Annotated in this window: 23 protein-coding genes and 2 pseudogenes; 17 read left to right on the plus strand and 8 right to left on the minus strand. The window is 74.6% G+C overall.

Annotated elements, in window-relative coordinates; translation table 11 throughout:
* Positions 1-78 precede the first annotated feature (78 nt).
* From Mco01_RS07210 to Mco01_RS07220, 3 genes are all read right to left on the minus strand, one after another.
* Positions 79-1,224 (minus strand): sulfite oxidase, encoded by a 1,146-nt coding sequence (locus tag Mco01_RS07210; RefSeq protein ID WP_204056045.1) that lies wholly within the window; start codon positions 1,222-1,224, stop codon positions 79-81.
* A gap of 89 nt (positions 1,225-1,313) precedes the next feature.
* Positions 1,314-3,002: a DNA polymerase/3'-5' exonuclease PolX gene (gene polX / locus Mco01_RS07215; RefSeq protein ID WP_204056046.1), complete on the minus strand. Its 1,689-nt coding sequence runs from the start codon at positions 3,000-3,002 to the stop codon at positions 1,314-1,316.
* A 76-nt stretch (positions 3,003-3,078) separates the two neighbouring features.
* A complete protein-coding gene (locus Mco01_RS07220; RefSeq protein ID WP_204056047.1) occupies positions 3,079-3,873 on the minus strand; it encodes an SAM-dependent methyltransferase in 795 nt (264 codons plus the stop codon).
* A gap of 87 nt (positions 3,874-3,960) precedes the next feature.
* On the opposite strand from Mco01_RS07220, the gene Mco01_RS07225 reads away from it, so the two are divergent.
* Positions 3,961-4,404 (plus strand): GNAT family N-acetyltransferase, encoded by a 444-nt coding sequence (locus tag Mco01_RS07225; protein ID WP_204056048.1) that lies wholly within the window; start codon positions 3,961-3,963, stop codon positions 4,402-4,404.
* 127 nt (positions 4,405-4,531) lie between these two features.
* Here Mco01_RS07225 and Mco01_RS07230 read toward each other — a convergent pair whose 3' ends face one another.
* Both Mco01_RS07230 and Mco01_RS07235 read right to left on the minus strand, forming a co-directional pair.
* Positions 4,532-5,506 carry an aldo/keto reductase gene (locus Mco01_RS07230; RefSeq protein ID WP_204056049.1) on the minus strand — a complete coding sequence of 325 codons (975 nt, stop codon included), beginning with the start codon at positions 5,504-5,506 and terminating at the stop codon, positions 4,532-4,534.
* Between the two features lie 167 nt (positions 5,507-5,673).
* The gene (locus tag Mco01_RS07235; protein ID WP_204056050.1) at positions 5,674-6,090 is read right to left on the minus strand and encodes a hypothetical protein; all 417 of its coding nucleotides are present in this window, start codon (positions 6,088-6,090) and stop codon (positions 5,674-5,676) included.
* Between the two features lie 54 nt (positions 6,091-6,144).
* Between Mco01_RS07235 and Mco01_RS07240 the strand changes: the two genes are divergently transcribed.
* Positions 6,145-7,077, plus strand: coding sequence for a GNAT family N-acetyltransferase (locus Mco01_RS07240; RefSeq protein WP_204056051.1), 933 nt, complete (start codon positions 6,145-6,147; stop codon positions 7,075-7,077).
* A gap of 102 nt (positions 7,078-7,179) precedes the next feature.
* Here Mco01_RS07240 and Mco01_RS07245 read toward each other — a convergent pair whose 3' ends face one another.
* The gene (locus Mco01_RS07245) at positions 7,180-7,866 is read right to left on the minus strand and encodes a DUF998 domain-containing protein (protein ID WP_204056052.1); all 687 of its coding nucleotides are present in this window, start codon (positions 7,864-7,866) and stop codon (positions 7,180-7,182) included.
* A 356-nt stretch (positions 7,867-8,222) separates the two neighbouring features.
* On the opposite strand from Mco01_RS07245, the gene Mco01_RS07250 reads away from it, so the two are divergent.
* From Mco01_RS07250 to Mco01_RS40165, 3 genes and pseudogenes are all read left to right on the plus strand, one after another.
* Positions 8,223-8,564, plus strand: coding sequence for a YciI family protein (locus Mco01_RS07250; protein WP_204056053.1), 342 nt, complete (start codon positions 8,223-8,225; stop codon positions 8,562-8,564).
* Positions 8,565-8,608: 44 nt separating this feature from the next.
* A pseudogene (locus tag Mco01_RS40160) lies at positions 8,609-9,868 on the plus strand (RNA polymerase sigma factor); the annotation flags it as partial.
* A 201-nt stretch (positions 9,869-10,069) separates the two neighbouring features.
* A pseudogene (locus tag Mco01_RS40165) lies at positions 10,070-10,906 on the plus strand (tyrosine-type recombinase/integrase); the annotation flags it as partial.
* Here Mco01_RS40165 and Mco01_RS07260 read toward each other — a convergent pair.
* Positions 10,903-12,297, minus strand: coding sequence for an MFS transporter (locus tag Mco01_RS07260; protein ID WP_239103400.1), 1,395 nt, complete (start codon positions 12,295-12,297; stop codon positions 10,903-10,905). The pseudogene Mco01_RS40165 and the gene Mco01_RS07260 sit on opposite strands and share 4 nt — an antisense overlap.
* Positions 12,298-12,399: 102 nt before the next feature.
* Here Mco01_RS07260 and Mco01_RS07265 point away from each other — a divergent pair, with 102 nt between their 5' ends.
* Together Mco01_RS07265 and Mco01_RS07270 are read left to right on the plus strand one after the other, a co-directional pair.
* The gene (locus Mco01_RS07265) at positions 12,400-13,284 is read left to right on the plus strand and encodes a helix-turn-helix transcriptional regulator (RefSeq protein ID WP_204056055.1); all 885 of its coding nucleotides are present in this window, start codon (positions 12,400-12,402) and stop codon (positions 13,282-13,284) included.
* A gap of 188 nt (positions 13,285-13,472) precedes the next feature.
* Positions 13,473-13,835, plus strand: coding sequence for a DUF2203 domain-containing protein (locus Mco01_RS07270; protein WP_239103401.1), 363 nt, complete (start codon positions 13,473-13,475; stop codon positions 13,833-13,835).
* A 19-nt stretch (positions 13,836-13,854) separates the two neighbouring features.
* Here Mco01_RS07270 and Mco01_RS07275 read toward each other — a convergent pair whose 3' ends face one another.
* Positions 13,855-14,601, minus strand: a complete 747-nt coding sequence (locus Mco01_RS07275; protein WP_204056057.1) for a sirohydrochlorin chelatase — start codon at positions 14,599-14,601, stop codon at positions 13,855-13,857.
* Positions 14,602-14,937: 336 nt separating this feature from the next.
* Here Mco01_RS07275 and Mco01_RS07280 point away from each other — a divergent pair, with 336 nt between their 5' ends.
* From Mco01_RS07280 to Mco01_RS07325, 10 genes are all read left to right on the plus strand, one after another.
* The gene (locus Mco01_RS07280) at positions 14,938-15,954 is read left to right on the plus strand and encodes a LacI family DNA-binding transcriptional regulator (RefSeq protein WP_204056058.1); all 1,017 of its coding nucleotides are present in this window, start codon (positions 14,938-14,940) and stop codon (positions 15,952-15,954) included.
* A complete protein-coding gene (locus Mco01_RS07285; RefSeq protein WP_204056059.1) occupies positions 15,951-16,862 on the plus strand; it encodes a carbohydrate ABC transporter permease in 912 nt (303 codons plus the stop codon). The genes Mco01_RS07280 and Mco01_RS07285 overlap by 4 nt, the downstream gene beginning before the upstream one ends.
* 1 nt (position 16,863) lies before the next feature.
* Positions 16,864-17,682, plus strand: coding sequence for a carbohydrate ABC transporter permease (locus tag Mco01_RS07290; RefSeq protein WP_036329947.1), 819 nt, complete (start codon positions 16,864-16,866; stop codon positions 17,680-17,682).
* Between the two features lie 85 nt (positions 17,683-17,767).
* On the plus strand, positions 17,768-19,075 hold the full coding sequence (locus Mco01_RS07295; RefSeq protein ID WP_204056060.1) for an ABC transporter substrate-binding protein: 1,308 nt from the start codon (positions 17,768-17,770) through the stop codon (positions 19,073-19,075).
* Complete coding sequence (locus Mco01_RS07300) at positions 19,072-20,043, plus strand: ADP-ribosylglycohydrolase family protein (RefSeq protein ID WP_204056061.1); 972 nt, start codon at positions 19,072-19,074, stop codon at positions 20,041-20,043. Before Mco01_RS07295 ends, Mco01_RS07300 begins: the two co-directional genes overlap by 4 nt.
* Before the next feature lie 3 nt (positions 20,044-20,046).
* Entirely contained in the window at positions 20,047-21,054 is a 1,008-nt protein-coding gene (locus tag Mco01_RS07305) for an ADP-ribosylglycohydrolase family protein (protein WP_204056062.1), read from the plus strand.
* A 70-nt stretch (positions 21,055-21,124) separates the two neighbouring features.
* Positions 21,125-22,309, plus strand: a complete 1,185-nt coding sequence (locus Mco01_RS07310) for an ADP-ribosylglycohydrolase family protein (protein ID WP_204056063.1) — start codon at positions 21,125-21,127, stop codon at positions 22,307-22,309.
* 103 nt (positions 22,310-22,412) lie between these two features.
* Positions 22,413-23,777 (plus strand): ADP-ribosylglycohydrolase family protein, encoded by a 1,365-nt coding sequence (locus Mco01_RS07315; RefSeq protein ID WP_204056064.1) that lies wholly within the window; start codon positions 22,413-22,415, stop codon positions 23,775-23,777.
* Positions 23,774-24,664, plus strand: a complete 891-nt coding sequence (locus Mco01_RS07320; RefSeq protein WP_204056065.1) for a ribokinase — start codon at positions 23,774-23,776, stop codon at positions 24,662-24,664. Before Mco01_RS07315 ends, Mco01_RS07320 begins: the two co-directional genes overlap by 4 nt.
* Positions 24,661-25,836 carry a CaiB/BaiF CoA transferase family protein gene (locus tag Mco01_RS07325; RefSeq protein WP_204056066.1) on the plus strand — a complete coding sequence of 392 codons (1,176 nt, stop codon included), beginning with the start codon at positions 24,661-24,663 and terminating at the stop codon, positions 25,834-25,836. The genes Mco01_RS07320 and Mco01_RS07325 overlap by 4 nt, the downstream gene beginning before the upstream one ends.
* Positions 25,837-25,881: the final 45 nt, after the last annotated feature.

Genomic DNA, 25,881 nt, shown 5'->3' on the forward strand with positions numbered 1-25,881 from the left:
GGAGATACCTTCAGCGCGCGCCCCGGCCCCCCGTTGCCAACGAGCCGTCCGCCCAGCTGTGCGGGGTGACATTCCCGCTCAGCCGACGACGGTAACGGGATGCTCCACAAGGCCGTCGAAGAGATAACCCAAGGTGTTGTACGCCGTCCGCAAAGGCTGGCCGGCGCCCGTCTCGTCGGTCGCCCGGGCGGTCAGCGCGTACGGCCCGGGACCGGGCGGGGACCAGGCGTACCGCCAGCGGGTCCAGGACGGGCCGGCGTCGGTCAGGCGGACCGGCCGCCAGGTGGCGCCGCGGTCGTCGCTCACCTCGACGTGGACGATCCGGCCGGTGCCCGACCACGACCTGCCGGTCAGGACGTGGGTGCGGCCGGCGGGCAGCACGGCGTTCCAGGCCAGCTCGAAGGCGCTCTTGACGACCTGCGTCGTGAGCGGGGCGCTGCCCTCCCCGGGGTGTCCGGGCCCGAACAGCCGGTAGGTGCCCGTGCTCCACGGCGACGTCAGAGGGGTGGCCGACACCTCGATGTCCCCCACCCACTTGATCGAGGCGATCCCGGTCCAGCCGGGCACCACGAGCCGCGCCGGGAAGCCGTGGTCGGGCGGCAGCGGCTCGCCGTTCATCTCGTACGCGACCAGGACGTCGTCGAGGGCCTTGGCGAGCGGGAGCGGGCGGCGGACCCGGCCGAGGTTCACGCCGCGCTCGGCGTACTCGGGGTCGAGGCCGGTGGCCAGCACGTCCACGGCGGAGTCGGTCAGCCCGGCCCGATGGAGCAGGACCGACAGCGGCACGCCCCGCCAGCGGGCGACGCCGATCGCGCCGAGCCGCCACGGCGTGCCGGGGACGGGCTGGTCCTGCTGGGTGGCGAAGAACGAACGGCCGTTGCCCGCGCACTCGACGGCGCACTCGATCGTCGTCGCGGGAAGCGCGAGCAGGTCGCGGTAGGAGAGGGACGGCGAGGAGCGCAGCCCGCTCCCGTGGAGGCGCAGCCGCCAGGTGGCCGCGTCGACGAGGGGGGTCCGGGTGTGGTTGCGGACGAAGAAGCGGTCGTTCGGGACGAGGCGCCCCTGGCCGCGCATGGCCTCCCAGCGCATCTCGGCGCAGGATCCGTGAACGGTGAACAGCTCCGGGGGGAGCGCCTTGACGAAGGGAGACCGTGCCCATCCGGGCGGCGGGGGGACGTCTCCCGCGGTACACAGGTCGCGCGGGCCGGGTCGACGGAGTTCCATGGTGGCCACCTCCTCATTTATGTATTCCCTACCAGTTAACAACTAAATCTGGAAAGGGCAGGAGGACGTTCTGCCTGGAGGGACTCCTGTCAGTCCTTGTGCAGGTAGGCGAGCAGGCGCTCGACCGGCCAGGTGTTCACCACGTCGTCCGGGGTGAGCCAGGCCCGCTGGGCGATGCCCACGCCGTACCGCTGATGGGCCAGATGGGGGATGGCGTGCGAGTCGCTGTCGATGGAGAACTTCACGCCGTGGTGGCGGGCCAGCCGCACGAGGTCCGAGGGCAGGTCGGCGCGGTCCGGGTAGGAGTCGATCTCCATCACCGTCCCGGTGCGGGCGGCGGCGCGGAACACCGCGTCCCAGTCGGCGTCGACCGGAGGCCGTTTGCCGATCTTCCTCGTCGTCGGGTGCCCGATCACGTGGACGTGGGGGTTCTCGCAGGCCGTGACGAACCGGCGGGTCATCTCCTCGCGCGACTGCGTGAAGTGCGAGTGGACCGAGGCGACGCACACGTCGAAGCCCGCCAGGACCTCGGCCGGCCAGTCCACCGAGCCGTCGGGCGCGATGTTGAGCTCGCTGCCGTGCAGCAGCCGCATGTCCGGGTAGTCCCGCTGCAGCTCGGCGACGCGGGCCCGCTGGGCGAGGGCCTTGTCGAGCGTCATCCGCTGCATGGCGAGGTCGGGCGCGTGGTCGGTCACCGCGTAGTAGGAGTAGCCGCGCATCGCGCCGGCCGCGACCATGTCCTCCAGCGAGGCGATCCCGTCGGTCAGGTCGGTGTGCGTGTGCAGGTCGCCGCGCAGGTCGTGCACCTCGACCAGCCGGGGGAGCTCGCCGCGCAGCGCGGCCTGGACCTCGCCGCCGTCCTCGCGCAGCGTGGGGGGCACCCACTGCATGCCGAGCGCCGCGTAGACGTCCTCCTCCGTCTCCGAGGCGATGAGCCGGTCGTCGCCGTCGAACAGGCCGTACTCGGAGAGCTTCCACCCCTTCTTCACGGCCATCTCGCGGATGTGGACGTTGTGCTCCTTGCTGCCGGTGAAGTAGACCATCGCGGCGCCCCACGACTCGGCCGGCACGATCCTCAGGTCGACCTGGAGGCCGCGGTCGGTCCGCACCGACGTCTTGCGCTCACCCTTCGCGATCACCTCGGTGACGTACGGCTGGCGGGCGAACAGCTCCATCAGGTCGGTCGGGCCGACCGCCAGGATGTCGACGTCGCCGATGGTCTCGCGCATCCGGCGCAGCGACCCGGCGTACGCGATCCGCTGCGCGGGCAGCGAGGCGATGACCCGCTCGGCCAGGTCCATGGCCACCCCGAGGTGGACGCGGTCGCCCGAGCGCTCGAGCTGCTCGATGCCCTTGAGCAGGTTCTCCTCCGTCTTGGCGCCGAAGCCCCTGAGCCCGGCCAGGCGGCCGCCCTCGATGGCGGCGGCCAGCGCGGCCGGCGAGTCGATGCCGAGCTCCTGGTACAGGAACAGCGCCTTCTTCGGCCCGAGCGACGGGATCCGGGTCAGCCGCCGTACCCCGTCGGGCACCCGGGCCCGCAGGTCGTCGAGCTGGCGGAAGCTCCCGCGCTCCAGGAACTCCTCGACCTTCTTGGCGATGGCCTCGCCGACGCCCGGGATCGACCGGACGTCGGTCTCCCTGAGGTCGCCGGGGAACCCCGCGATGGACTTGGCCGCCTTCTGGTAGCTCCGCACGCGGAACGCGTCGCCGCCGTTCAGCGCGAACAGCTCGGCGTACTCCTGCAGCGCCGCGGCCGCCTCGTCATTCGCCCGTCCCATGGTGGTCAGCGTACGCGGTGCGGCCCGCCGGGGAGGGGCCGCGGGTGCGCCGGACGGGCGGGGTCCGGCGGGGCCGTCAGGGCCTGCGGCCGACGCCGCCCTCGACCACCATCCGGGTCGGCACCGCCTCGATGGTCGGGCGCCACCGCTGCACGGGCACCAGGCCCGGCTCCACCAGCTCGAACCCGTCGAAGAACCGCAGCAGCTGCTCGTGGGTGCGGAACGTCGAATGGGCGGGGGTGTGCGCCGTCGCCGCCGCCAGGCTCTCGACGGCCTCCGGGTCGCTGCCGGCCGTCATGTTGGAGACGGCCACGTGGCTGCCGGGAGCCATGCGGTCGCGCCAGCGGGCGACCACGTCGTAGGCGCCCTCCTCGTCGCTCACGAAGTGGAGGACGGTGACGAACAGCACCCCGACCGGCTCGGAGAAGTCGATCAGCGCCTGGAGCGCCGGGTCGGCGAGGATCGCGTCGGGCCGGCGGATGTCGCCCTCGATGGTGGCGATCCCCTGGTCGCCGCCCAGCAGGGCGTCGTTGTGGACCTTCACCAGGGGGTCGTTGTCCACATACACCACCCGGGCCGCCGGGTGCGTCTCCCGGGCGAGCTCGTGCACGCTGGGGGAGGTCGGAATGCCGGTGCCCAGGTCGACGAACTGCCGGATCCCCTCGGCCGCCATGAACCGCACCGCCCGGGTGAGGAACGCCCGGTTCGCCTTGGCGACCGAACGGGTGTCGGGGGCGAGGGCCAGGAGCCGTTCGGCCACCGCCCGGTCGACCGCGTAGTTGTCCTTGCCGCCCAGGAGGTAGTCGTACACCCGTGCCGAGCTCGGCACGGAGGCGTCCACACCGTCGGGGACCCGCTCCAGTCGTTCCACGCCGTGATCATAGTGACGGACCGCCGCCGCGCGCGAGGGGCGCATATCCGTTTGACGCGCCGGGGACGGGGGCGCTCTCCTGGTGCGATGTCCGATCTTCGCATCGAACGCGTGTCCGGCGACGCCGCGCTGCGCGACTGGCGGCACGTCCACAACGAGATCATCCCCACCGGCGTCCTGTCGCTCGACGAGGTGCGCGAGCGCGCCGGGCGGTACGTGCTGGACGTCGCCTACCTCGGGGACGTCCTCGTGGGGTGCACCACCGTGCGCCCGCCCACCGACGACGAGCCCGCGGCCACGGTGATCGCCCGCGTGCTGCCCGCCCATCGACGGCAGGGGATCGGGGGACGGCTGTACGCCCGGGGGCTGGCGCAGGCGCGCGACCTCGGCGCCGGCGTGATCGAGACGGTCGTCCTGGCGTCGAACACCGACGGGCTGCGGTTCGCGCTGGCGAACGGCTTCACCGAGATCGAGCGGTATGTGCTGCCGGGCGACACGGTCCCGTACGTCACGCTGCGGCTGTCCTCCTGACCTGGGCTCCGGCCGACCCCGGCGCCGCGCTTTCAGGCCCGCGCGCGTCATTCCTCGATCCCGGGCCTCGGCCCGCCCCGCGCCGCCCGCGCGCGTCGTCTCGCGGCGGCGCGGGCGGTCCGGGGCGTCAGAACTGCTGGGGTCGGGTCTGGTACGGCTCCTCCAGGTAGGCGATCTCCTTCTCGGACAGCTCGAGGCCGACCGCCGTCAGCGCGTCGTCCACGTGGTGCTCCTTGGTGGCGCCGATGATCGGGGCGACCACGCCCGGCCGGTGCAGCAGCCAGGCCAGCGCCACCGCCGCGGCCGGCACGCCCCGCTCGGCCGCCGTCTCGGCCACCCGCCCCAGGACCGCCTCGTCGCCGTACCCGCCGTACAGGTGCTGCTGCCGGGCGCCGTCGCCGACCTGCCGCACGGTGTCGGAGGGCGCTCCGGCCCGGGCGAGCAGGCCCCGGGCGAGCGGGCTCCACGGGATCAGCCCGACGCCCTGGTCCAGGCAGAGCGGGATCATCTCCCGCTCCTCCTCCCGGTGCAGCAGGTTGTAGTGGTCCTGCATGGACACGAACCTCGTCCAGCCGTGCAGCTCGGCCGTGTGCTGGGCCTTGGCGAACTGCCAGGCCCACATGCTGGAGGCGCCGATGTACCGGGCCTTGCCCGAGCGGACGACGTCGTGCAGCGCCTCCATCGTCTCCTCGATCGGCGTCTCGTCGTCCCAGCGGTGGATCTGGTACAGGTCCACGTAGTCGGTGCCGAGCCGGGTGAGCGACGCGTCGATCGCCGACATGATGTGCTTGCGGGACAGGCCCCAGTCGTTCTTGCCGGAACCGACCGGGAAGTAGACCTTGGTGGCCAGCACGTAGTCGTCGCGCCGGGGGAAGATCTTGCGCAGCAGGCTGCCGGTGATCTCCTCGCTGGCGCCCGCCGAGTAGACGTCCGCCGTGTCGAAGAACGTCACGCCGCCGTCGGCGGCCTTCCGCACGATGGGCTCCGCCCGCTCCTCGTCGAGGACCCAGCCGCCCCACTTGTCGGGCTCGCCGTAGCTCATCATGCCGAGGCAGATCCTGCTGACCTTCAGACCGGTGGTGCCTAGCCGTCCATACTCCATGAGATCACCCTAGTCCGCCCGTATAGGGGGCGTTCGGGGCCCTCAGGGGGTCCTGCGGGCATGGTCCGGCAGGGTCCCGGCTGTCTGGGGACGGCCCGCCCGGCGGAGGGCCCCGGGAAGCGCCCGGGGGAGGGCCGGCGGGAGGGCCCGCAGCATGAGGCGCGCGCTCAGCTCCTGCGACGGGTGACCGCCCAGACGATCAGGGCGAGCGCCGCGAGGATCTGACCGCCGAGGATGGCCCGGTTGACGTCGATGGCGGGCTCCCACCGTGCCTCGCCGTCCTTGACGATGTAGGCCCCGACGGGCCGGGCGATGACGCCGCCGCCCCCGCCGGCGGAGTCGCCGTCCGGGAGCCGGTCCGTGATCGCGGCCACGATCCCGGAGGTCCCGCCGGCGTCTGTCCCGCCGTCTGTCCCGCCGTCTGTGCCGGTGTCTCTGCCGGCGCCCTTCTCCGGGCCGCGGCCGAACCCGCCGCCCGCCCGCACGGAGTACGCGGGGATCACGGTCACGCCGTCCCTCTCGTACGGCTCGCCGTACACGCGCTGACCGCCGGTGAGCCTGTCGAGGATCTCTCCCACTTCCATGGCTGCCAATTCACCATCAAGTGGCCGCCAAGTCGAGCCCCCTACAACAGACCTGTGAACGACAACGACACCGCCTTCGAGGTCCGGCGGCCCGAGTTGGGCGACGCGCCGGCGATCCACGCCCTGGTGGCCGCGCACGACATCGAGGTGACCGGCAAGCCTGACTGGACCCTGGCCGACATCGCGGACACGCTTGCCGAACTCGACCTCGCCCGCGACTCGTGGGTGGTCGTGAACGGCTCCCACGTCGCCGGCTGGGGCCACGCCCGCCGCAAGGGCGGCAGCGCCGACGTGGAGATCGACGTGCAGACGGCCCACCCCTGGGCCGCCAAGTGGCTCTGGGACGCCGTCCTGGACCGGGCCGGCCGCCTGGCCCGGGAGGCCGGCCACCCGGCCGCCCGCGTCGAGATCTCCCTGTACGCCGAGGACGCCGTCATGCGCGCGGCCGCAGGGGAGCGCGGCTTCGCCCCGGCGACGAGCTTCCACCGCATGCGGATCGACCACGACGGGGCGCGTCCCCTGTTCCTGCCCGGCGTGACGGTGGAGCAGGGCTCCCCGGACGCCGGCCAGGTGATGACGGCCGCCCACGCCGTCCACCAGGAGGCGTTCGCGGAGCACTTCGGGTTCCAGCCCCAGACGTTCGACGCGTGGGCCGACCAGATGGAGGCGTCCAGCGCCAACGACTGGCACCAGCTCATGGTGGCCCGGGTCCACGGTGAGCCGGCGGCGATGCTGCTCGGCACGAACCACTTCGTCGAGGACGAGAACTGCGGGTACGTCCGCACCCTCGCCGTACGGCCCGCCTTCCGGGGACGGGGGCTCGGGCGGCTGATGCTCTCGCGGGCCTTCGCGGCCGACGAGGCGCGCGGCCGGGTGGGGACGATCCTGCACGTGGACTCCAACAACACCACCCCCGCGCTCGGGCTGTACCTGTCGGCCGGCATGCGGCCCGTGCTCGTGATCGACGTGTGGCGCACGACGGTCTGACGCCGGGGCCGGAAAGCCGGGACGGCCAGGCCGGGAGTGGCCGGAAGGCCCCGCCAACCGGCCGCCCCCGGACCCCTGCGGAGGCCCGGACGGCGGCACCGGTCACCGGCCGGGCGTGGCCCGCTTCGCGGCGGCCACCCACGACATCCAGGCCATCGCGGTGAGGACGCCCACGCACAGGGTCAGCGAACCCGCGCGCCCGCCGGACATCGCCCAGCCGTCGCCGAGCGCGAAGATCAGGCCGCTGACGCGCGACGCGGCGGCGTGGAGCGGCCGCCCCGCACGGGCGAAGTGGCGGCCCAGCACGAAGCAGGCGGCGATCAGCGCCGTGAACGCCACGGATCCGCTGACCATGTGCAGCAGGCCGTGCCAGCTCAGGGTCCCAGGACCGGCCGGGGTGCCCGCGGGGAAGCCGTCGCCCGGGTCCATGCTGAAGACGCCCGCGGCGGCCATGCCGGCGGCGTTCACGAGTATCAGCAGCGGCGCCCAGGTCCCCCCGGGTGTGCCCCGCATGGCCCGGCGCAGCCCGGCCGCGCCCGCCGCCGTCAGGACGGCGGTGATCAGGAAGTTCCCGATCTGCAGCCATCCAAGGTCGCCGGTGCTCAGCATGCTCAGCGGGTGGCGGGTCAGGTCGAACCCGTCCCGGGTGAACGCCTGCGCCAGCGCGACGACCGCGAAGAACGGCGTCGCCGCCACGCCGCCGGCGAGCAGCGTACGGGTGGAGACACGGGCGGGCGCCGCGGCGGGGGTCGGGGTGGCGTGGGTGGTGGTGGGCTGGACGGCGGTCATGGCCGGTTCCCTTCAGACGGTCTCGATGGTGTCCGCGGCTCCTCCGGAGGGGAGGGCCGCCGGCCGGTTCTCGCCCGGCCTCGCTGACGCGTCGAACGGCCGCCCCCGTTCTCGACCCCGGGAGCCCGTCCGGCGGGACGACCTGGGAGTTCGCGCATTCCCTGTCACATCGCCGCGTCGCGCATTCCCTGTCACATCGTCGGCGAACGGCCAGGTCGAAGGGTGGTCGGCCGACGGGCGGCAGGCGGAGGTCGATCCGGGCCCGGCCCGTTCGACGTGTGGGCGAGGGCCGGACGGCCGGCGATGGGCCGGTCTGGAAGCCTGAAGCACACGACACCACGCGAAGGAGAACGACCATGCGGTTCCTCATGACGACCCAGGGCGACGCCGAGCCGGACGAGAAGATGCTGGCGGAGATGGGGGCCTTCATCGAGGAGATGGCCAGGGCGGGCGTGCTGCTGGCGACCGGCGGCCTCGAGCCCGGAGGGGTGCGCATCACCTCGTCGGGCGGTGAGATCACCGTCACCGACGGCCCGTTCACGGAGGCCAAGGAGGCCATCGTCAGCTTCGCGCTCATCGAGGCGCGGTCGCGGGAGGAGGCCGTCGAGCTCGCCCGGCGGTTCTGGAAGATCGTCGGCGACGGGGTGGGCCACGTCCAGCAGGTCTTCGGCCCGGACCTCGACCCCCGTCAGGGCTGACCCACGGTTGCGCGGGTGAGGCCGGCGGTGCTCTCATCGGTCGGGTGACGTCGTGGGACGCCCACCGCGCGGTGGACGCGGTGTGGAAGCTGGAGGCGGCGAGGATCGTCGCCGGCCTGGTCCGGATGACGGGCGACGTCGGCCTCGCGGAGGAGCTGGCGCAGGACGCGTTGCTGGCCGCGCTGGAGCGGTGGCCGGAGTCGGGCGTCCCGGAGAACCCGGGCGCCTGGCTCATGGCCGTGGCCAAGCGCCGCGCCGTCGACCGCCTCCGGCGCGACGAGCGGCTCGACCGGCGACACGAACAGCTCGCCCACGAGCTCGCGACCCGGCGGCACCCACTGGACGGCGACGAGGACCTCGACGCGGCCCTCGGAGCGGTGGACGGCGAAGTGGGCGACGACGTCCTGCGCCTGATGTTCATCTCGTGCCACCCCGTGCTGTCCACCGAGTCGCGGGTGGCGCTCACGCTGCGCCTCGTCGGCGGGCTGCGGACCGACGAGATCGCGCGGGCGTTCCTCGTCTCCGAGCCCACGGTCGCGCAGCGGATCGTGCGGGCGAAGCGGACGCTCGCGGCCGAGCGGATCCCCTTCGAGGTGCCGGAGGGACCCGACCGGGCCTCGCGCCTGTCGTCGGTGCTCGAGGTCGTCTATCTGATCTTCAACGAGGGGTACGCCGCGACGTCCGGGGACGATTGGACCCGCCCGTCGCTGGGCCTGGAGGCCCTGCGCCTCGGGCGCGTCCTGGCCGGGCTGGCACCCGGCGAGGCGGAGGTGCACGGCCTCGTCGCGTTGATGGAGCTCCAGCAATCGCGGTCGGCTGCCAGGACCGGCCCGTCGGGGGAGCCCGTCCAGCTCCACGAGCAGAACCGGGGCCGCTGGGACCAGCTGCTCATCCGGCGTGGCTTCGCCTCCCTCCTGCGTGCCCGGGAGGCCGGCGGCCCCCTCGGGCCGTACGTGCTGCAGGCGGCAATCGCGGCCTGCCACGCGGGCGCCCGGACGGCGGAGGAGACCGACTGGGGGCGGATCGCCGCGCTCTACGAGGCGCTGGTCCGGGTGCTGCCCACGCCTGTGGTGCGGCTCAACCAGGCGGTCGCGGTCGCGATGGCGCGCGGCCCCCGGGAGGGGCTGGCGCTCGCCGACGCGCTGACGGCCGAGCCGGCGATGAAGGGCTACCACCTCCTGCCCGTCGTCCGCGGCGACCTGCTGTCCCGGCTCGGCCGCCACGACGAGGCGCGGGCCGAGTTCGAGCGGGCCGCAGCGCTCACCCGCAACGTCCCCGAGCGGGCGATCCTGCTCGCCCGCGCCTCCGCAAGCGCCGCCTCCGCGAGTCCCGCCGGCCCCGCCGGTGCCGCGGCCGATGCCGCCCCCCGTGCCGCGGCGGATGCCGCCGCAACGGTACGGACCGGCCCGCCGGCGGTGGCGGCCGTGCCTGCGCGCACAGGGGTCACGCTCGCCGCGGCCGTCCGCGCGTTCCTGGACCGGCCCGTCCTCAACGAGGAGACCGTCCGCTCCTACGGCCAGACCATGACGCGGCTGCGGCGGCATCTGGGCGACGACGTTATCCTCACCGAGGTCACCGCCGACGAGATCGGCGCGGCCTTCGTGGCGGCCTGGGGGACGGCGGCGGCCGCCACCTGGAACCGGCACCGGGCGGCCGTCCGCTCCTTCGCCGCCTGGGCGGCCGGGCCGGAGCGCGGCTGGGCCGCGGACGACCTGGCCGCCCGTCTCGACCGGCGGCCCGAGCCCCGGGGGCGTACCCGCCCGATGGGCCGCCGGCAGGTGGAGGCACTGCTGGAGCGGGGGGAGGTTCCGCTGCGCGAGCGCACGCTGTGGACCCTGCTCTACGAGAGCGCGGCCACGGCCGAGAGCGTGCTCGCGCTCAACGTCGAGGACCTCGACCTCTCCGGCCGGTACGGCCGGGTATCCGCCCGAACCGCCGACAGCGCCCACAGGGCCGGGAACGACGGGAACGGCGGCGGCGTGGGGGAGCGCCGGGTCCGCTGGCAGTCCGGGGCGGCCCGGCTGCTGCCCGGTCTCGTGGCCGGGCGCCGCCAGGGCCCGCTGTTCCTCGCCGACCGCAGGCCCGGCCCCGCCCGGACGCCCGCGGCCGGCGATCTGTGCTCCCACACCGGCCGGGGGCGCCTGTCGTACGAGCGAGCGGAGTACCTCTTCAAGCGGGCCACCCGGGAACTCGATCCCGAGGGGAACGGCTACACGCTCCGCCTGCTCCGCCACTCCCGGCTGGCCCACCTGGGCGAGGACGGCTGGTCGGCCGGCATGCTCAGGGACCTGTCCGGCCACGAGAGCGTCCGGACGCTCGCGCCGTACGTCCGGTCCCGTTAGGGGGCCGGCACGCGGCGGCGCAGGAGGGGGAGGGCGCACAGGCCGGCGGCGAGGGAGGTCGCGGCGAGACCGAGGACGGTCACCGTGATCGCGTGCGCCGAGGGGGTGAGGCTGAGGAACAGCGTCCCGAAGGCGGCCACGCCCACGACCTGGCCGAGCTGGAGCATCATGGCCGTCAGGCCGCTGGCGTCGGCGGCGTCCGATGGGGCGACCTGGGCCAGCGCCACCGCCATCAGCGGGCTGAACGTCCCGGCCATGCCGGTGCCGATGACCGCGAAGGAGATCTCCAGCAGCGGCTCGCCGTGGCCGCCGCCCGCGAGCGCGGCCGCCAGCGCCAGCTGGCCGGCGGCGGTCAGGACGGCGGCGGCGACGATCATCGGGCGGTGCAGCCGGGCGGGCAGGCGCTTCCAGTTGAGGCTGGTCAGGCCGAACGCCCCGGCCGCCGGGATGAACAGGCAGCCGGCGCGCAGTGGGCTGTCCCCCAGGCCGCCCTGGAGGTGGAGCGCCATGCTGAACAGGTAGCCGCCGTACGCGGCCATGACGAGGAAGATCCCGGACGCGGCGGCGACCATGCCGGGGGTGCGGATCAGACGGCCGGGCACGAGGGGGTGCCGGGCGCGCCGTTCGACCAGCAGGAACGCGGCGAATGCGACGGCGGAGGCGCCCATCGAGATCCAGCCCCACAGCGGCCAGTCCTCCTCGTGGCCGAGGACGAGCGGCACCACGAGCAGGGACACGGCCAGCGAGAGCGTCACCAGCCCGGGCAGGTCGAGGCCGTGCTCGCGCGGCACGTGGGCGGACGGCAGCAGCCGGGCCCCCGCGACCAGCAGGACCAGCCCGATGGGCACGTTGACGAGGAACACCGGCCGCCAGGACGTCCCGAACAGGTCGGCCGTGACGAGCAGCCCGCCGAGCACCTGCCCGACGACGGCCGCGACCGAGATCACGGTCGCGTAGACGCCGAGGGCCCGGGCCCGCGACGCCCCCTCGAACGTGATCTGGATCAGGCTGAGCACCTGCGGCACCATCAGGGCGGCTCCCGCGCCCTGTAGGAGCCGGAAGGCGATCAGCAGCGCCGTCGAGGGGGCGAGCCCGCACATCAGCGAGGCGGCGGTGAAGACCACGAGCCCGATGAGGAACAGCCGGCGGTACCCGAGCAGCCCCCCGAGCCGGGCGCCGGTGATGAGCAGCATCGCGTACGCGATGGTGTAGCCGGAGATGACGAGTTGGAGGCCGGAGCCGGAGGCCCCGAGGTCGGCCCGCATGGTGGGCGCGGCGACGTTCACGATGGAGACGTCGAGGATGGCCATGAACTGCCCGGCCAGGACGAGGGCGAGCAGCCACGCCGTTGAGCTGCGCGCGGCGGTGGCGCGCGTGGCGACAGCGGTCATGGAGTCAACCATCGGCGGCCGCGGGTACCGGTAACGAGAGCCTGCTGATACTGGTAGTGACACCACCTGGCAAGCCCTCCCGGCACCCGCCACCATAAGGGGGTGACGACGGGGACACGCACGAGGCACACCAGGCGCGACGAGCTGGGGGCGTTCCTGCGCAGCAGGCGCGAGCGGATCAGGCCGGAGGACGTCGGGCTGCCGCCCGGTCTGCGCCGCCGCACCCCCGGGCTGCGGCGGGAGGAGGTGGCGCAGCTCGCCGGGGTCGGGGTGACCTGGTACACCTGGCTGGAGCAGGGCCGGCCCATCAACGCGTCCGTGCAGGTGCTCGACGCCGTCGCGCGGACCCTGCGGCTGGACGCGACCGAGCGGGAGCACCTCTACCGCCTGGCCGACCTGCCGGAGGTGGTCGACCTCGGCGACGAGCGGCGCCTCGACGCCGAGGTGAACGTGATCCTCGCGCAGCTCGACCCGTTGCCCGCCTGCGTCTACAACAGCCGCTACGACGTGCTCGCCTGGAACGGGGCGTACGGCACGATCTTCAGGAGCATCGTCTCGGCGGCCGGGTGCGAGCGGAACGTCCTGTGGCGGGTCTTCGCGCTGGAGGACTGCTGCTGTCCCCTCCTCAACAAGCACGAGGAGCTCCCGCAGATGGTCGCCACGCTCCGGGCGGCCTTCGCCAAGCACGTGGGCGAGCCCGCGTGGACCGGCTTCGTCAGCCGCCTGTCCGCGGCGAGCCCCGAGTTCGCCCGCATGTGGGCGATGCACGACGTGGCCAGGCCCGGCGTCCGGATGAAGCTCTTTCAGCATTCGGCCGTGGGGCTGATCCGGATGGCGTCCACGAGCATGGCGCTGTCGGCGCCGCCGGAGACCCGGATCGTGGTGTACACCCCGACGGACGACGAGAGCCGGGAGCGGCTGGAATGGCTGCGGACCCACCCGCGCGCCTCCCACTGCCCGACGCACGACGCCGAACGGCAGGGGTAGCGCCCGCAGGCCGACGACGGCCCCGGCCGATCGCGGCCAGGACGCCGGACTGGAGCGACTCCCGGCCGGCGCCCGGCGGACCGGCGAGCAGGGGTGGCACGTGCGCGCCGGCCGGGAGGGCGATGAGTTCCGCCTGCTCCGCCGCCGCGTCTGAGCCTCCCGGCCCCGGGTGCGGTAACGTCCGGGAGGTGGCGAGGATCTTCACCGTCGACGAGGCCCGGTCCCTGATGCCCGCGGTGCTGCGGCACGCGGACGACTTCGTGGCCGTCCGGGCCGACCTGGCCGAGCTCACCCACGACCTGCGGCACGAGGGGGAGTCCCCGCTGGGCGGCCTGGCCGAGGCCAAGGGGCTGGAGGCGCGGATGGACGAGACCCTGTCGTGGTTCGACGACCAGGGCATCGAGATCAAGGGCGTCGCGCCGCTGCTCGTAGACTTCCCCGCACTCATGGAGGGCGTCGCGGTGCGGCTGTGCTGGCTGGAGGGGGAGACCGCGCTGGGCTGGTACCACCGCGCCGACCTCGGCTTCCCCGGCCGCCGCCCGCTTCCCTGACCCCGCCGCTCTGACGGGACTACTCGGACAGGTCGTCGAAGCCGTCGAAGCCGCCGAAGGCGGAGCCGTACCGGACGCAGACCATGCGCGCCACGGCCTCGTGCGCGCCGAGAGGGGCGGCGCACCCGGCCCCGATCGCCTCGGCCGCCGTCGTGATGCGCTCGCGGTCGGCCTCCGGCCCGATGACGTATGGCACCATGGCGAGCCGGTTGGCGCCGATCTTGCGCAGCCGCTCGGCCGCGTCGCGCACGCTCGGCACGCCGTCGAGCGCGGCCGGGACGACCGGGAGGGTCAGGCGGGCGGCCAGCAGGACGGCGGTCGCGTCGGCCCCGCGGGCGGCCTCGTCCCCGCCTGCCGTGGCCACGATGATGCCGTCCACCGGCGAGGTGACGTTGAACAGGCGCATGCGGTCGGCCCGGGCGAGCCCCGCCTCGGCCAGCCGGACGTGCAGCGCCTCGGCCAGCAGGGGATGCGGGCCGAGCGGCTCGGTGACGCGCACGCCGGTCTCGCTCTGGGTCACGGCGTCGCGCACGGCCCGCAGGACGCGGGGATGGGGGCCGGTGACGAGGGGCACGACCACGGCGGCCGGGCCGTCGGCGGCGCGCTCGGCCGCGATGGCGGAGAACTCCTTGGCCAGGTCGGCGCCGCCGTCGCCGAGGGACACGAGACGAAGGTCGATCTGCGGGTTGTCGAGGCGGATGATCGAGGCGACCTCGGCGGCCACGTCCGCGCCCGCGTCCGCCGAGTCCCCCGCCCTGCCCGGCACCGCCAGGACCAGGGCGGGCGCGTCGGGAGGCAGATCGGCCGGCAGCGGCCGACGGTGGCGACCGGTCCCGGGCCGAGAGGATCGCTCCCGTGTGGGGAGTTTCGGCGGGTCCTCGTGACCTTCGTTCACACCGGCGGATTCTAGGGCGAATTCGGTCGAATAGCGGAACCAACGCGCGGCTTGTTGCGGATGGGTGATCTCTCCGGTTTACATGTTCGTTACTTGACGTGATCTGCCCGTACCGATTTGATGGTGCTCATTCCACCCGTAAACGTTTACAGGGGCCCATCGGCGGACGGACTGTAAACGATTACAGACGAGAACGGCGAGGTGAGCGTGGCGGAAGGCCCAACGATCAACACGATCGCGGAGCGTGCGGGCGTGTCGATCGCGTCGGTGTCCCGGGTGCTCAACGGCCTGCCGACCCGCGAGGAGACGGTGCGGCGGGTGCTGCGGGCGGCCGAGGACCTGGGCTACGTCCCCAACTCGGTGGCCCGGTCGCTGCGCAACCGCCGGACCGACCAGGTCGCGTTCGCGATGGCCGACATCGGCAACCCGGTCTACCTCGCGATGGTCCGCGAGATCCAGCCGGTCCTGAAGGCCGCCGGATACCGCCTGCTGCTCCACTCGACCGACGCCGACGTGGCCGACGAGCTCGACGTCCTGCGCGGGCTCAGGGAGCGGTACGTGGACGGCCTCATCATGAGCCCGCTGCGCGGCGTCACCGAGGACCACGTCGCCGCGATCGCGGCGGCCCGGGCGCCCGTGGTCGTCATCGGCTCGGTGCCCGAGGGCACGCCGGTCGACAACGTGCGGACCGACTCGCGCACCGGCGTCCGGCTGGCCCTCGACCACCTCCACGCGCTCGGCAGGCGCCGCATCGGCTTCCTCAACGGCCCCCTCGACACGGTGCCCGGCGGCGCCAGGGCCGCGGCGTACCGGGAGGCCCTGGACGCGCTCGGCCTGCCGTACGACGGGGACCTGGTCGAGGTGGGGGACTTCTACCGGCAGGACGGCGCGCGGGCGGCCCGCGCCCTGCTGGGCCGCGCCCCCGACGTGGACGCGCTGATGTGCGCCAACGACCTGATCGCGCTGGGCGCGCTCGACGTGCTGCGCCGCGCCGGGCGGGAGGTGCCCGGCGACGTCGCCGTGGTGGGCATGGACGACACCGACCTCGCCTCGGTCGCCTGGCCGACGCTGACCAGCGTCTCCCTCGGGTCGGCCGAACGTGGCCGGGCGGCCGCGCGGCTGCTGCTCGACCGGCTGGAGAACGGCCCGCGGGAGCCGCGGGTGGTGGTCGTGGAGCCGAGCCTCACCGTACGGGCCTCGACGACGGGGGTGGACCCCGAATGAGCGCGACGAGGAGCCTCGCCGCCGCGCGGCCCGCCGGACGCCGGCCCTCCCGGGGGTTCTCCGGGGGCGGCGGCACGCTGGCGCTGCTGCTCCCGGCGCTCGTGCCGGTCCTGGTGCTCAGCGTCGGCCCGCTGGTCTACGGCATCCTGCTGGCCTTCACCGACGCGCGGTCCGGCCGCAACAGCGTCACGTCGTTCACGGGCCTGGCCAACGTCGCCGACCTCCTGGGCGACTCCGACTTCTGGGGGTCGTTCCGCGTCGGGCTGGTGTGGGGCGTGTCGGTCACCGTGCTGCAGTTCCTCGCCTCGCTGGGCCTCGCGCTCCTGCTCGACCAGAACCTGCGTTTCCGCGGCCTGGCCCGGGTGCTGGCGCTCGTGCCGTGGGCGATGCCGCCCGTGGTCACCGGCCTGATGTGGCGGCTGGTCTACCATCCGGACGCGGGACTGCTGAACGCCCTGCTCGGAACCGACGTCGACTGGCTCAACGACTTCTCCCTCGCCCTCCCGGCCGTCATCGTGGTCGGGGTCTGGACCGGCATGCCGCAGACCACCGTGGTGCTGCTGGCCGGGCTCCAGGGCGTGCCGAAGGAGCTGCACGAGGCGGTCAGCGTCGACGGCGCCGGCACCTGGCGGCGGTTCTGGAACGTCACGCTCCCGCAGCTGCGCCCGGTCATCGTGGCGATCACGTCGCTCGACTTCGTGTGGAACATCAACCAGTTCAGCCTGGTCTACGTGCTCACCCAGGGCGGCCCGGGCGGGCGGACGCGGCTGCCGATGCTGTTCGCGTACGAGGAGGCGTTCCGGTACGGCTTCTTCGGCTACGCGGCGACCCTCGGCGTGGCCGTCACGCTCGTCGTCCTGGCCGTGCTCGGGCTGTACCTGTGGCGCCAGGCGAGGGAGGCGGCCTGACATGAGGACGGGGCTGAAGTATCTCGCGCTCGCCGGGTACGTCGTCTTCCTGGCGTTCCCGCTGGTCTGGCTGCTGTCGACGGCGCTCAAGACGCCGCGGGAGATGGCCGCCCTGCACCCGGCGCTGATCCCGCGCCACCCGACGCTGGCCAACTTCGCCGACGCCTTCACAGAGCAGGACCTGGTCGGCGGCGGCCTGCGCAGCCTCGTCGTCGCGGTCGCCGCGGCCGTGGTGACGGTCGCGCTGGCGCTGCCCGCGGCGTACGCGCTGGCCCGCCGCCCGGGAGTGCTCAACAGGGTGGCGATCGGCTGGGTGCTGGTGAGCCAGGTCTTCCCGGTGATCCTCGTCGTCATCCCGCTGTTCATGGTGCTGCGGCGGCTGGAGCTGGTGAACACGCTCGCCGGGCTCACGCTCGTGCACGTCACGTTCGTCATGCCGTTCGCGCTGTGGATGCTGCGGGGGTACGTGCGGGCCGTGCCGCGCGAGGTGGAGGAGGCCGCCGCCGTCGACGGCGCGGGGCGGCTGCGCTCGCTGGCCTCCGTGGTCGCGCCGCTGCTCGCGCCCGGCGTGGTCGCCACCCTGCTGTTCTCCTTCATCTCGTCGTGGAACGAGTTCCTGTTCGCCCTCGTGGTCCTCAAGGACCCCGAGGTGGCGACCCTGCCGCTGACGCTGGTGAGGTTCACCGGCCCGGAAGGGGTCGCCCGGCTCGGCCCGCTCGCCGCCGCGTCGCTGCTCGCGACCGTGCCGAGCCTGCTGTTCTTCGCGGTGATCCAGCGGCGCCTGCGGTCCGGCCTGATGGCCGGGGCGGTGAAGGGATAGCCGTGCCGGGGCCGCCGCGGGAGTCGTCGCCGGAGTCCACATCGGTGTCGCCGTCAAAGGGGTACCAGCCCGATAGGAGAGTCACATGAGGCGTTGGAGTGCCGCCCTGGCGGTCGCGGCCGTCGCGCTGGCGGCCGGGTGTTCGAGCGGCGGGAGCGGCGACGACGGCGGCGGGACCGCCGCCAAGCCGGTGACGCTGCGCTTCCTCAGCCTGGCCTGGCAGAAGGAGTCGGTGGCGGCCAACAAGCAGCTCGTCGAGGAGTGGAACAAGGCCAACCCCTCCATCCAGGTCCAGTACGTCCAGGGCAGCTGGGACAACGTGAACGACCAGCTCGTCACCTCGTTCGAGGCGGGCGACCCGCCGGACGTCATCCACGACGACTCCCCGGCCCTCGCGGGCTTCAGCTCCCGCGGCTACCTGCTCGACCTGTCCGGCCGGCTGCCGGCGGCCCTCAAGAACGACATCCCCCCGGCCGCCTGGGACACGGTGTCGTTCGGCGACGGCAAGGGCGGCCAGGGCGTGTACGGCGTGCCGTTCCTGCAGGAGTCGCAGGTCCTGCTGGCCAACAGGAAGCTGCTGGACAAGGCGGGCGTCCGAATCCCCACCCCGGACAGCCCGTGGACCTGGGACGAGTTCGCCTCCGTCGCGAAGAAGCTGACCAAGGACGGCGCGTACGGCGTGGCCTGGCCGATGAAGTCGCCGGTCAACAAGGTCCTCAACCTGGCCCTGAACTTCGGGGGCACCTTCTTCACCACGACCGGCGGCAAGACCACGGTCAAGGTCGGCCCGCAGGAGCGCGAGGTCCTGCAGCGGATCCACGACCAGCTCTACACGGACAGGTCGGCCGACCCGTCCGCGCTCGGCATGGGCACGGCCGACCCGCTGCCCGGCTTCTTCGCCGGCAAGTACGCCCTCGTCCCGGCCGGCGTCTACCTGCGCCAGCAGGTCGCCGAGCAGGCCCCGGAAGGGTTCGACTGGGTGACGCTGCCGCCGCTGAAGGGCGTGACGGCCCAGCAGGGCGCGACGTCCCAGACGCTGTCGGTCCCCGCGGACGGCAAGCACCCCGACGAGGCCGTGAAGTTCATCGCGTTCTTCCTGAACGGGCCCAACCAGGCCAAGCTGGCCAAGGGCGACTGGCTGCTGCCCACCAGCACCTCGGCCGCCACCGACCCCGGCCTCACCACCGGGGAGAACGGCTGGGACGTGGCGACCGCGTCCGCCAAGGACCTGGTCGTGGCGCCGTACCTGAAGGTGAACGGGTTCGACGAGTGGAAGAGCAAGGTGGCCACGCCCGCCCTGCAGGAGTACTTCGCCAACAAGATCAGCCTCGACGAGGCGGCCAGGCGGCTGGTCGACGAGGGGAACAAGGTGCTGGAGCGGTACAGCCAGTGATCTCCATCCGGGACCGCGCCCGGGGCTGCCTCCTCGGCCTCGCGGCAGGGGACGCCCTGGGCGCTCCCGCGGAGAACCTCACGCCGGAGGCCATCGCCGCGCGGTGGGGCGTGCTCAGCGAGATCGAGGGCGGGGGCACCGACGACACCGAGTACACGATCTTCGTGGCCGGGCTGCTGGTCCGCCACGGGCACGCGCTCACGTCGGAGGACATCGAGCGGGCCTGGCGCACGGAGATCGTGGACCGGGTCGACGGGTCCATGCGGGGGGCCGGGTTCTCCGAGCTCGGCACCGTGCGGGCGCTGCGCCGGGGCCTGCGGCCGCCGCTCACCGGGCGCTGGCACCGGCACGGCTGGTCGGACGGCCTGGCCATGCGGGCCGCGCCGTACGGGATCTTCGCCGCGGGCGACCCGGCGGAGGCGGCCCGGCTGGCGGAGGCCGACGGCCGGGTCAGCCACACGGGCGAGGGCATCCTCGGCGGCCGTGCGGTCGCCGCCGCGGTGGCGGTGGCGATGACCGGGGCGGCGCCGTCCGAGGTCGCCCAGGCGGCCCTGGAGGCCGTCCCGGAGGACTCCTGGACCGGCCGCAACCTCCGGGCCGCCCTCGCCGTCGCCGCCGCGCACGGACAGGAGAACGGCCAGGGGTTCGCGCGTGCGCTGCACGACGCCGTCGTGGGCGCCCACTACCCGTGGACGGACCTCGCGCCGGAGGCGGTGGCGCTCGCCCTCGCCGCGTACGTGCGGGGCGGGGGACAGGTCGAGGCGTCGGTGGTGACGGCGGCCAACCTCGGCAGGGACGCCGACACCACGGCCGCCATCGCGGGCGCCCTCGCCGGGGCGGGGCGCGGGGAGGCGGCCGTGCCGGAGCGGTGGGTGCGGCGCATCGGGCCGGTCGAGGGCCGCTGCCTGCCGGCGGTCGCGGGGCGGCACGTCCGCGACGTGGCCGACGAACTCGTGGAAGGGACATAGGACATGCCATGGGGGGAGGGCGGCCGTCCGGACCGCGTCAGGGGCGCGTTCGCGGGACTCGCGATCGGCGACGCCGCGGGCTGGCCGTCGGGCCGGCACCGGTCGGTGCGGCTGGCCGCCTGGAGCAGACGGTTGCACCGGGAGCTCGACGCGTTCGCGGAGGAGCACCAGGTGACCTCGCTGCCGGTGCCGTTCGCGCTCAACCAGCCGGTCGAGCCGCTCGCACTCGGGCCGTCGGACGACGCCGAATGGCTGGCCTGGACGGCGCTCACGATCCGGCAGGACCGGGCCGAGGCCTTCGGGCGGCTGGCGGGGCGGGCCGACGTCCGCGCCCGGATCTCGGTCTGGGCGGCACTGGACAACCTGGCCGCGGGCAAGCGGCCGCCCGCGAGCGGCCACGACAATCCGCACCACTTCGACGACGCGGCGGCCGTGCGGGCCGTCGCCTTCGGGGCCGCGGGGGAGGACCCCGGCGACGACGCCAGGGTGACCAACGCGGGGGACGGCGTGCTCGGCGCGGTCGCCGTGGCGGCCGCCGTGAGCGCGCTGGCCTCGGGGGTGCCGATGGGCGAGGCCGTGGACGCGGCCGTCGCGGCGCTTCCGGAGGACACCGCCATCGGGTACGCGGCGCGGGCGGCGCTCGCGGCCGCCGGGAAGGCCGGCGACCCCTTCGCCGCCGTGCCCGCCCTCGACGCGGCCGTGCTCGACCACGTGTACAGCTACGGCACGGCCGCCGCGGAGACGGTTCCCGTCGCGCTCGCGCTGGCCGACGCGGCCGTACGGGAGTGGGGGCCGGGCGGGGCGGCGTTCGGCGCGGGGGTGTCGGCGGCGGCCTGCCTGGCCTCGGCCGCCGACTCCGCGCCCGCGCTCACGGGCGCGCTGCTGGGCTGCGCCGCCGGTCACGAGGCGCTGCCGGAGGGCTGGCGGGCCTCGGCCCGCGTCCTGACCGGCTGCTGCCTGCCGGAGCTGGCCGGGACCGACCTGCTTGACGTGGCGGGGTCGCTCGCGTGATCGTCCACAGGGGCGGCCGGGGCGACCGATCGGGAAGACAGGAGACGGGACGATTTCGGGGAGGACGGGCATGACGCCGCTCGATGACCCGCTGGCCGACAGGGCCGTGGGATGCGTGGCGGGCGCCGCCGTGGGCGACGCGCTGGGCGGCGCCACCGAGGGGTGGACGCCCGAGCAGATCCAGGAGCGGTACGGGGGGCACGTCGAGGGCGTCGTCCCGCCCTACTACGAGGACTGGCGCAACGCCCGGCCGATCGCGCCGTACCACAAGGGCGACGGCCACATCACCGACGACACGCTGATGACGCACGCGCTGATCCGCGTGTACGAGCGGGTGGGCGGCCACCTCGACGCGTACGCGGCGGCCGACCACCTCGTGCCGGAGATGATGGGCGGCAAGCGCTGGATCCCGGAGCTGGAGGCCGAGGCGCTGCCGCTGCACCGGGTCTTCCTGGCCGAGAAATGGCTGGCGCTGCGGCTGCACTACGGCCACGCCGACCCCCGCGAGGCCGGCGTCGGCAACATCGTCAACTGCGGCGCCGCGATGTACATGGCGCCCGTCGGCGTCGTCAACGCGGGCGACCCGGACGGCGCGTACGCCGAGGCCGTCGACCTCGCCGGGGCGCACCAGTCGAGCTACGGCCGCGAGGCCGCGGGCGTGCTGGCGGCCGCGGTGGCCGAGGCGATGCGCCCGGGTGCCACGGCAGACTCGGTGGTCGCGACCTGCCTGCGGCTGGCCAGGGACGGCACCCGGGCCGCCATCGACGCCGTCTGTTCCGCCGCCCGCGGCCTCGGCCACTGGGACGGGTCGTTCGGGGCGCTGCGGGACGCCATGCGGCCGTACGACACGGTGGCGGACACCTACCGCGACCAGGGCCTGGGCGCGCGCCGCCCGAGCCGGCTGCACAGCATCGAGGAGCTGCCGCTCGCGCTGGCGTTCCTGCTCATGGCCAAGGGCGACTACCGGGAGACCGTGCTCGGCGGGGTGAACTACGGCCGCGACGCCGACTCCATCGCCTCGATGGGCGGCGCGATCGCCGGGGCGCTCGGGGGCCGCGACGCCGTGCCGGCCGAGTGGGTGGAGACCGTCTCCGCCGCCAGCCGCACCGACCTGGTCGCCCCGGGCGTCGCCATCGCGGACGTGGCCCGGCGGATCCACCAGGCCGACCTGGAGCGCCGCCGCGCCCACGAGGCCGCCTTCGCCGCGCTGACCGGCGCCGCCCCTGAGCCCGGCGCCGAGGGAGGCCGGCCGTGACCCGGACCGCGCGCGCACGGCGCGGCCCGGCGGGAGGCGCGCGGCCGGAGGACCGGCTGGGGCGCGGGCCGCGCCGGGCGTGTGGCGCCGAGGGAGGCGCGCGGTGATCCGGCTGACATGGGTGCAGCCGGAGGACCTGGTCGGGCACGAGCTGCGGCAGGCGCGCGAGGACGGGCGGGACGTGGACGCGGTCGCCGCCCGCTGGCGCGCGGCCGGCGGCCACGACGCCCCGCCGCGGGCCGGCGCCTCGTCCCGCCCGGCGCCCGAGGGCCTTCGGGCGCTGGCCGAGGACCTGCTCGACGAGCTGGCCGCGATCCCGTCGCCCCTGCCCGAGCCGTCGGACCTGCCGGACATCGTGGCCGCCTGCCCGTCCTGGCCCGCGCCCCCGGCCGTTCCCGCGCGGCCCGATCCCGGGCGGGTGCTCGGCGCGTGGCTCGGCAGGGCCGCAGGGTGCCTGCTCGGCAAGCCCGTCGAGAAGATCCCGCGCGAGGGGATCCGGGCCATCGCAGAGGCGACCGGCAACTGGCCGATCCGGGGCTGGTTCACCGCGAGGGGCCTGCCACCGGAGATCGCCGAGCGGTGGCCGTGGAACCGGCGCAGCGCCGCCACCAGCCTCGCCGAGAACATCGACGGCGTCCCCGAGGACGACGACCTCAACTACGCCCTGCTCGCGCTGGCCCTCCTCGAACGGCACGGCGCCGGCTTCAGCACCGACGACGTGGCGGTCCTGTGGCTCGGCGAGCTGCCCGCGGGACGGGTGTTCACGGCCGAGCGGGCGGCGTACCGCAACCTCCTGGCGGGCGTCGAGCCGCCGCGCACGGCGACGCACCGCAACCCCTTCCGTGAGTGGATCGGCGCGATGATCCGGGCCGACGTGTACGGCTGGGCGCGTCCGGGCGACCCGGGCGGGGCCGCCGCGCTCGCCTGGCGGGACGCCCGGCTGAGCCACACGGCCAACGGGATCTACGGCGCCATGTTCGCCGCCGCCATGTGCGCGCGGGCGCTCGTCGCCGCCTCGGTGGAGGAGGTGGTCGAGGCCGGGCTCGCCGTTGTGCCGCCCGCGTCGCGGCTCGCGCGGGCCGTGCGGTCGGCCGTGGCCGACGCCGCGGCCGAGCGCGACTTCGAACGCGTCGTGGACCGGCTGTACGAGCGGCACGGCGGCCTCCACTGGGTGCACACCGTCAACAACGCGGCCCTCGTGGCGGCGGCCCTGGTCCACGGCGAAGGGGACTTCACCCGCACCGTCGGGGCGGCCGTGGCCGGAGGCTGGGACACCGACTCGGCCGCCGCCACCGCCGGCTCCGTCGCCGGGGCGCTCAACGGCGGCGTGCCGCCCCGGTGGACCACGAGGAACCGGCTGGCGAGCAGCCTCACCGGCTTCGACGGCGTCGGCTTCGACGAGCTGGCCCGCCGTACCGCCCGGCTCTGGCCGGAGGGCGCGGCGGACGGGAAGGAGGACGGCGCGTGATCTCGGTCTTCGGCAGCGCCAACATGGACCTGGTCGCCTACGTCCCGGCGGCCCCCCGCCTGGGCGAGACGGTCACCGGCTGGGCGTTCCGCACGATCCCGGGCGGCAAGGGCGCCAACCAGGCGGTCGCGGCCGCCCGGGCCGGCGCCGAGGTGGCGTTCGTGGGGGCGGTGGGCGACGACGCGTTCGGGCCGGGCCTGCGCGCGGCGCTCGCGGACGCCGGGGTGGACGTCGGCCGCCTCCGCACGGTGCCCGGCCCGTCGGGCATCGCGCACATCGTCGTGGAGGACGGGGGCGGGAACGCGATCATCGTGGTGCCCGGGGCGAACGGGACCGTCGCCGGCCCCGACGACGGGGACGCCGCGGTCATCGGCCGGTCGGCCGCCCTGCTCCTGCAACTGGAGCTGCCCATGGAGGCCGTCGTGGCGGCCGCCCGGGTGCCCGGGCCCGAGGTGATCCTCACGCCCGCCCCGGCCGTCCCCCTGCCGGACGAGCTGCTTGAGCGCGTGGACCTCATCGTCCCCAACGAGCACGAGGCGGCCGCCCTCACCGGCGCGGCCGGGCCGGACGAGGCCCTGGAGGCCCTGCTCGGCCGCGTGCCGGAGGCCGTCGTCACGCTCGGCGAGCGCGGCGCCCTGTACGGCTCCCGGGACGGCACCCGGCTGCGCGTCCCGGCGCTGCCGGTGCGGGCCGTGGACACGACGGCGGCCGGCGACACGTTCGCGGGGGCGCTCGCCGTGGCCCGGACCGAGGGGCTCGGCCCGGAGCGGGCGCTGCGGTTCGCCTCGGCCGCCGCGGCCCTGTCGGTGGGGCGGGCGGGCGCGAGCACGTCGATGCCGCACCGGCACGAGATCGACGAGGCACTGGCCTCGATGGAGGGACGATGACGAGCCCCGCGACCGGCCCCCTGGCGGGGGTGCGGGTCCTCGACGTGGCCACACTGTTCGCCGGGCCCATGGCCGCCATGCTGCTGGGCGACTACGGCGCCGACGTGATCAAGATCGAGCACCCGGCGAGGCCCGACCCGTCGCGGGGACACGGCCCGGGCGGCCTGTGGTGGAAGATGCTCGGGCGCAACAAGCGGACCGTCACGCTCGACCTGTCCGCGGCCGAGGGTCGCGACCTGCTGCTCCGGCTCGTCCGCGACGCCGACGTGATGATCGAGAACTTCCGGCCGGGGACGCTGGAGCGGTGGAACCTCTCCTACGACCGCCTCCGGGAGGCCAACCCCGATCTGGTGCTCGCCCGGGTGACCGGGTTCGGGCAGTTCGGCCCGTACGCGCGGCGGCCGGGCTTCGGCACGCTCGCCGAGGCGATGAGCGGGTTCGCCGCCATGACGGGCGAGCCGGACGGCCCTCCGACGCTGCCGCCGTTCGGGCTGGCCGACGGGATCTGCGCGCTCGCCACCGCCTTCGCCGTGATGGCCGCGCTGCGGTCGGGACGCGGCCAGGTGATCGACATGTCCATCATCGAGCCGATCCTCGGCGTGCTCGGCGCCCAGCCGACCATCTACGACCGGCTCGGGACCGTCCCGCCGCGCACCGGCAACCGGTCGGTCAGCAACGCGCCGCGCAACACCTACCGGTGCGCGGACGGCCGCTGGGTGGCCGTCTCGACCTCGGCCCAGAGCATCGCCGAACGGGTGATGCGCCTGGTGGGCCGTCCCGAGCTGGTGGACGAGCCGTGGTTCGCCACGGGGGCCGGCCGCGTGGCGCACGCCGACGAGCTCGACGCGGCCGTCGCGCGCTGGGTGGCGGTCCGCGACCGCGCCGAGGTGCTGCGGGCGTTCGAGGAGGCCGAGGCCGCCGTGGCGCCCGTCTACGACGTCGCCGACGTCATGGCCGACCCGCAGCTGCGGGCGCTCGACGCGATCACCACCGTGGACGACCCTGAGCTCGGGCCCCTGCGCATGCAGAACGTCATGTTCCGACTGTCGGAGACCCCCGGCGGCATCCGCTGGACCGGCCGCCCGCACGGCGCCGACACGGCCGAGGTCCTGGGCGCCCTCGGCGTGTCAGGCGAGGAGCTCGCGGCCCTCCGGGACAAGGGCGTCGTGTGACATCTCACAGCGACGACCCGATTGACCGCGCCCGGGCCGGAAAGG

It is taken from the genome of Microbispora corallina (assembly GCF_016863035.1).
GTDB lineage: Bacteria > Actinomycetota > Actinomycetes > Streptosporangiales > Streptosporangiaceae > Microbispora > Microbispora corallina.

Bases quoted from the DNA above. Each gene is read 5' to 3' on its own strand.
- Mco01_RS07210 (WP_204056045.1), bottom strand. From the start codon at position 1,224: ATGGAACTCCGTCGACCCGGCCCGCGCGACCTGTGTACCGCGGGAGAC.
- polX (WP_204056046.1), bottom strand. From the start codon at position 3,002: ATGGGACGGGCGAATGACGAGGCGGCCGCGGCGCTGCAGGAGTACGCC.
- Mco01_RS07225 (WP_204056048.1), top strand. From the start codon at position 3,961: ATGTCCGATCTTCGCATCGAACGCGTGTCCGGCGACGCCGCGCTGCGC.
- Mco01_RS07230 (WP_204056049.1), bottom strand. From the start codon at position 5,506: ATGGAGTATGGACGGCTAGGCACCACCGGTCTGAAGGTCAGCAGGATC.
- Mco01_RS07235 (WP_204056050.1), bottom strand. From the start codon at position 6,090: ATGGAAGTGGGAGAGATCCTCGACAGGCTCACCGGCGGTCAGCGCGTG.
- Mco01_RS07245 (WP_204056052.1), bottom strand. From the start codon at position 7,866: ATGACCGCCGTCCAGCCCACCACCACCCACGCCACCCCGACCCCCGCC.
- Mco01_RS07250 (WP_204056053.1), top strand. From the start codon at position 8,223: ATGCGGTTCCTCATGACGACCCAGGGCGACGCCGAGCCGGACGAGAAG.
- Mco01_RS07260 (WP_239103400.1), bottom strand. From the start codon at position 12,297: ATGACCGCTGTCGCCACGCGCGCCACCGCCGCGCGCAGCTCAACGGCG.
- Mco01_RS07285 (WP_204056059.1), top strand. From the start codon at position 15,951: ATGAGCGCGACGAGGAGCCTCGCCGCCGCGCGGCCCGCCGGACGCCGG.
- Mco01_RS07290 (WP_036329947.1), top strand. From the start codon at position 16,864: ATGAGGACGGGGCTGAAGTATCTCGCGCTCGCCGGGTACGTCGTCTTC.
- Mco01_RS07295 (WP_204056060.1), top strand. From the start codon at position 17,768: ATGAGGCGTTGGAGTGCCGCCCTGGCGGTCGCGGCCGTCGCGCTGGCG.
- Mco01_RS07305 (WP_204056062.1), top strand. From the start codon at position 20,047: ATGCCATGGGGGGAGGGCGGCCGTCCGGACCGCGTCAGGGGCGCGTTC.
- Mco01_RS07310 (WP_204056063.1), top strand. From the start codon at position 21,125: ATGACGCCGCTCGATGACCCGCTGGCCGACAGGGCCGTGGGATGCGTG.
- Mco01_RS07325 (WP_204056066.1), top strand. From the start codon at position 24,661: ATGACGAGCCCCGCGACCGGCCCCCTGGCGGGGGTGCGGGTCCTCGAC.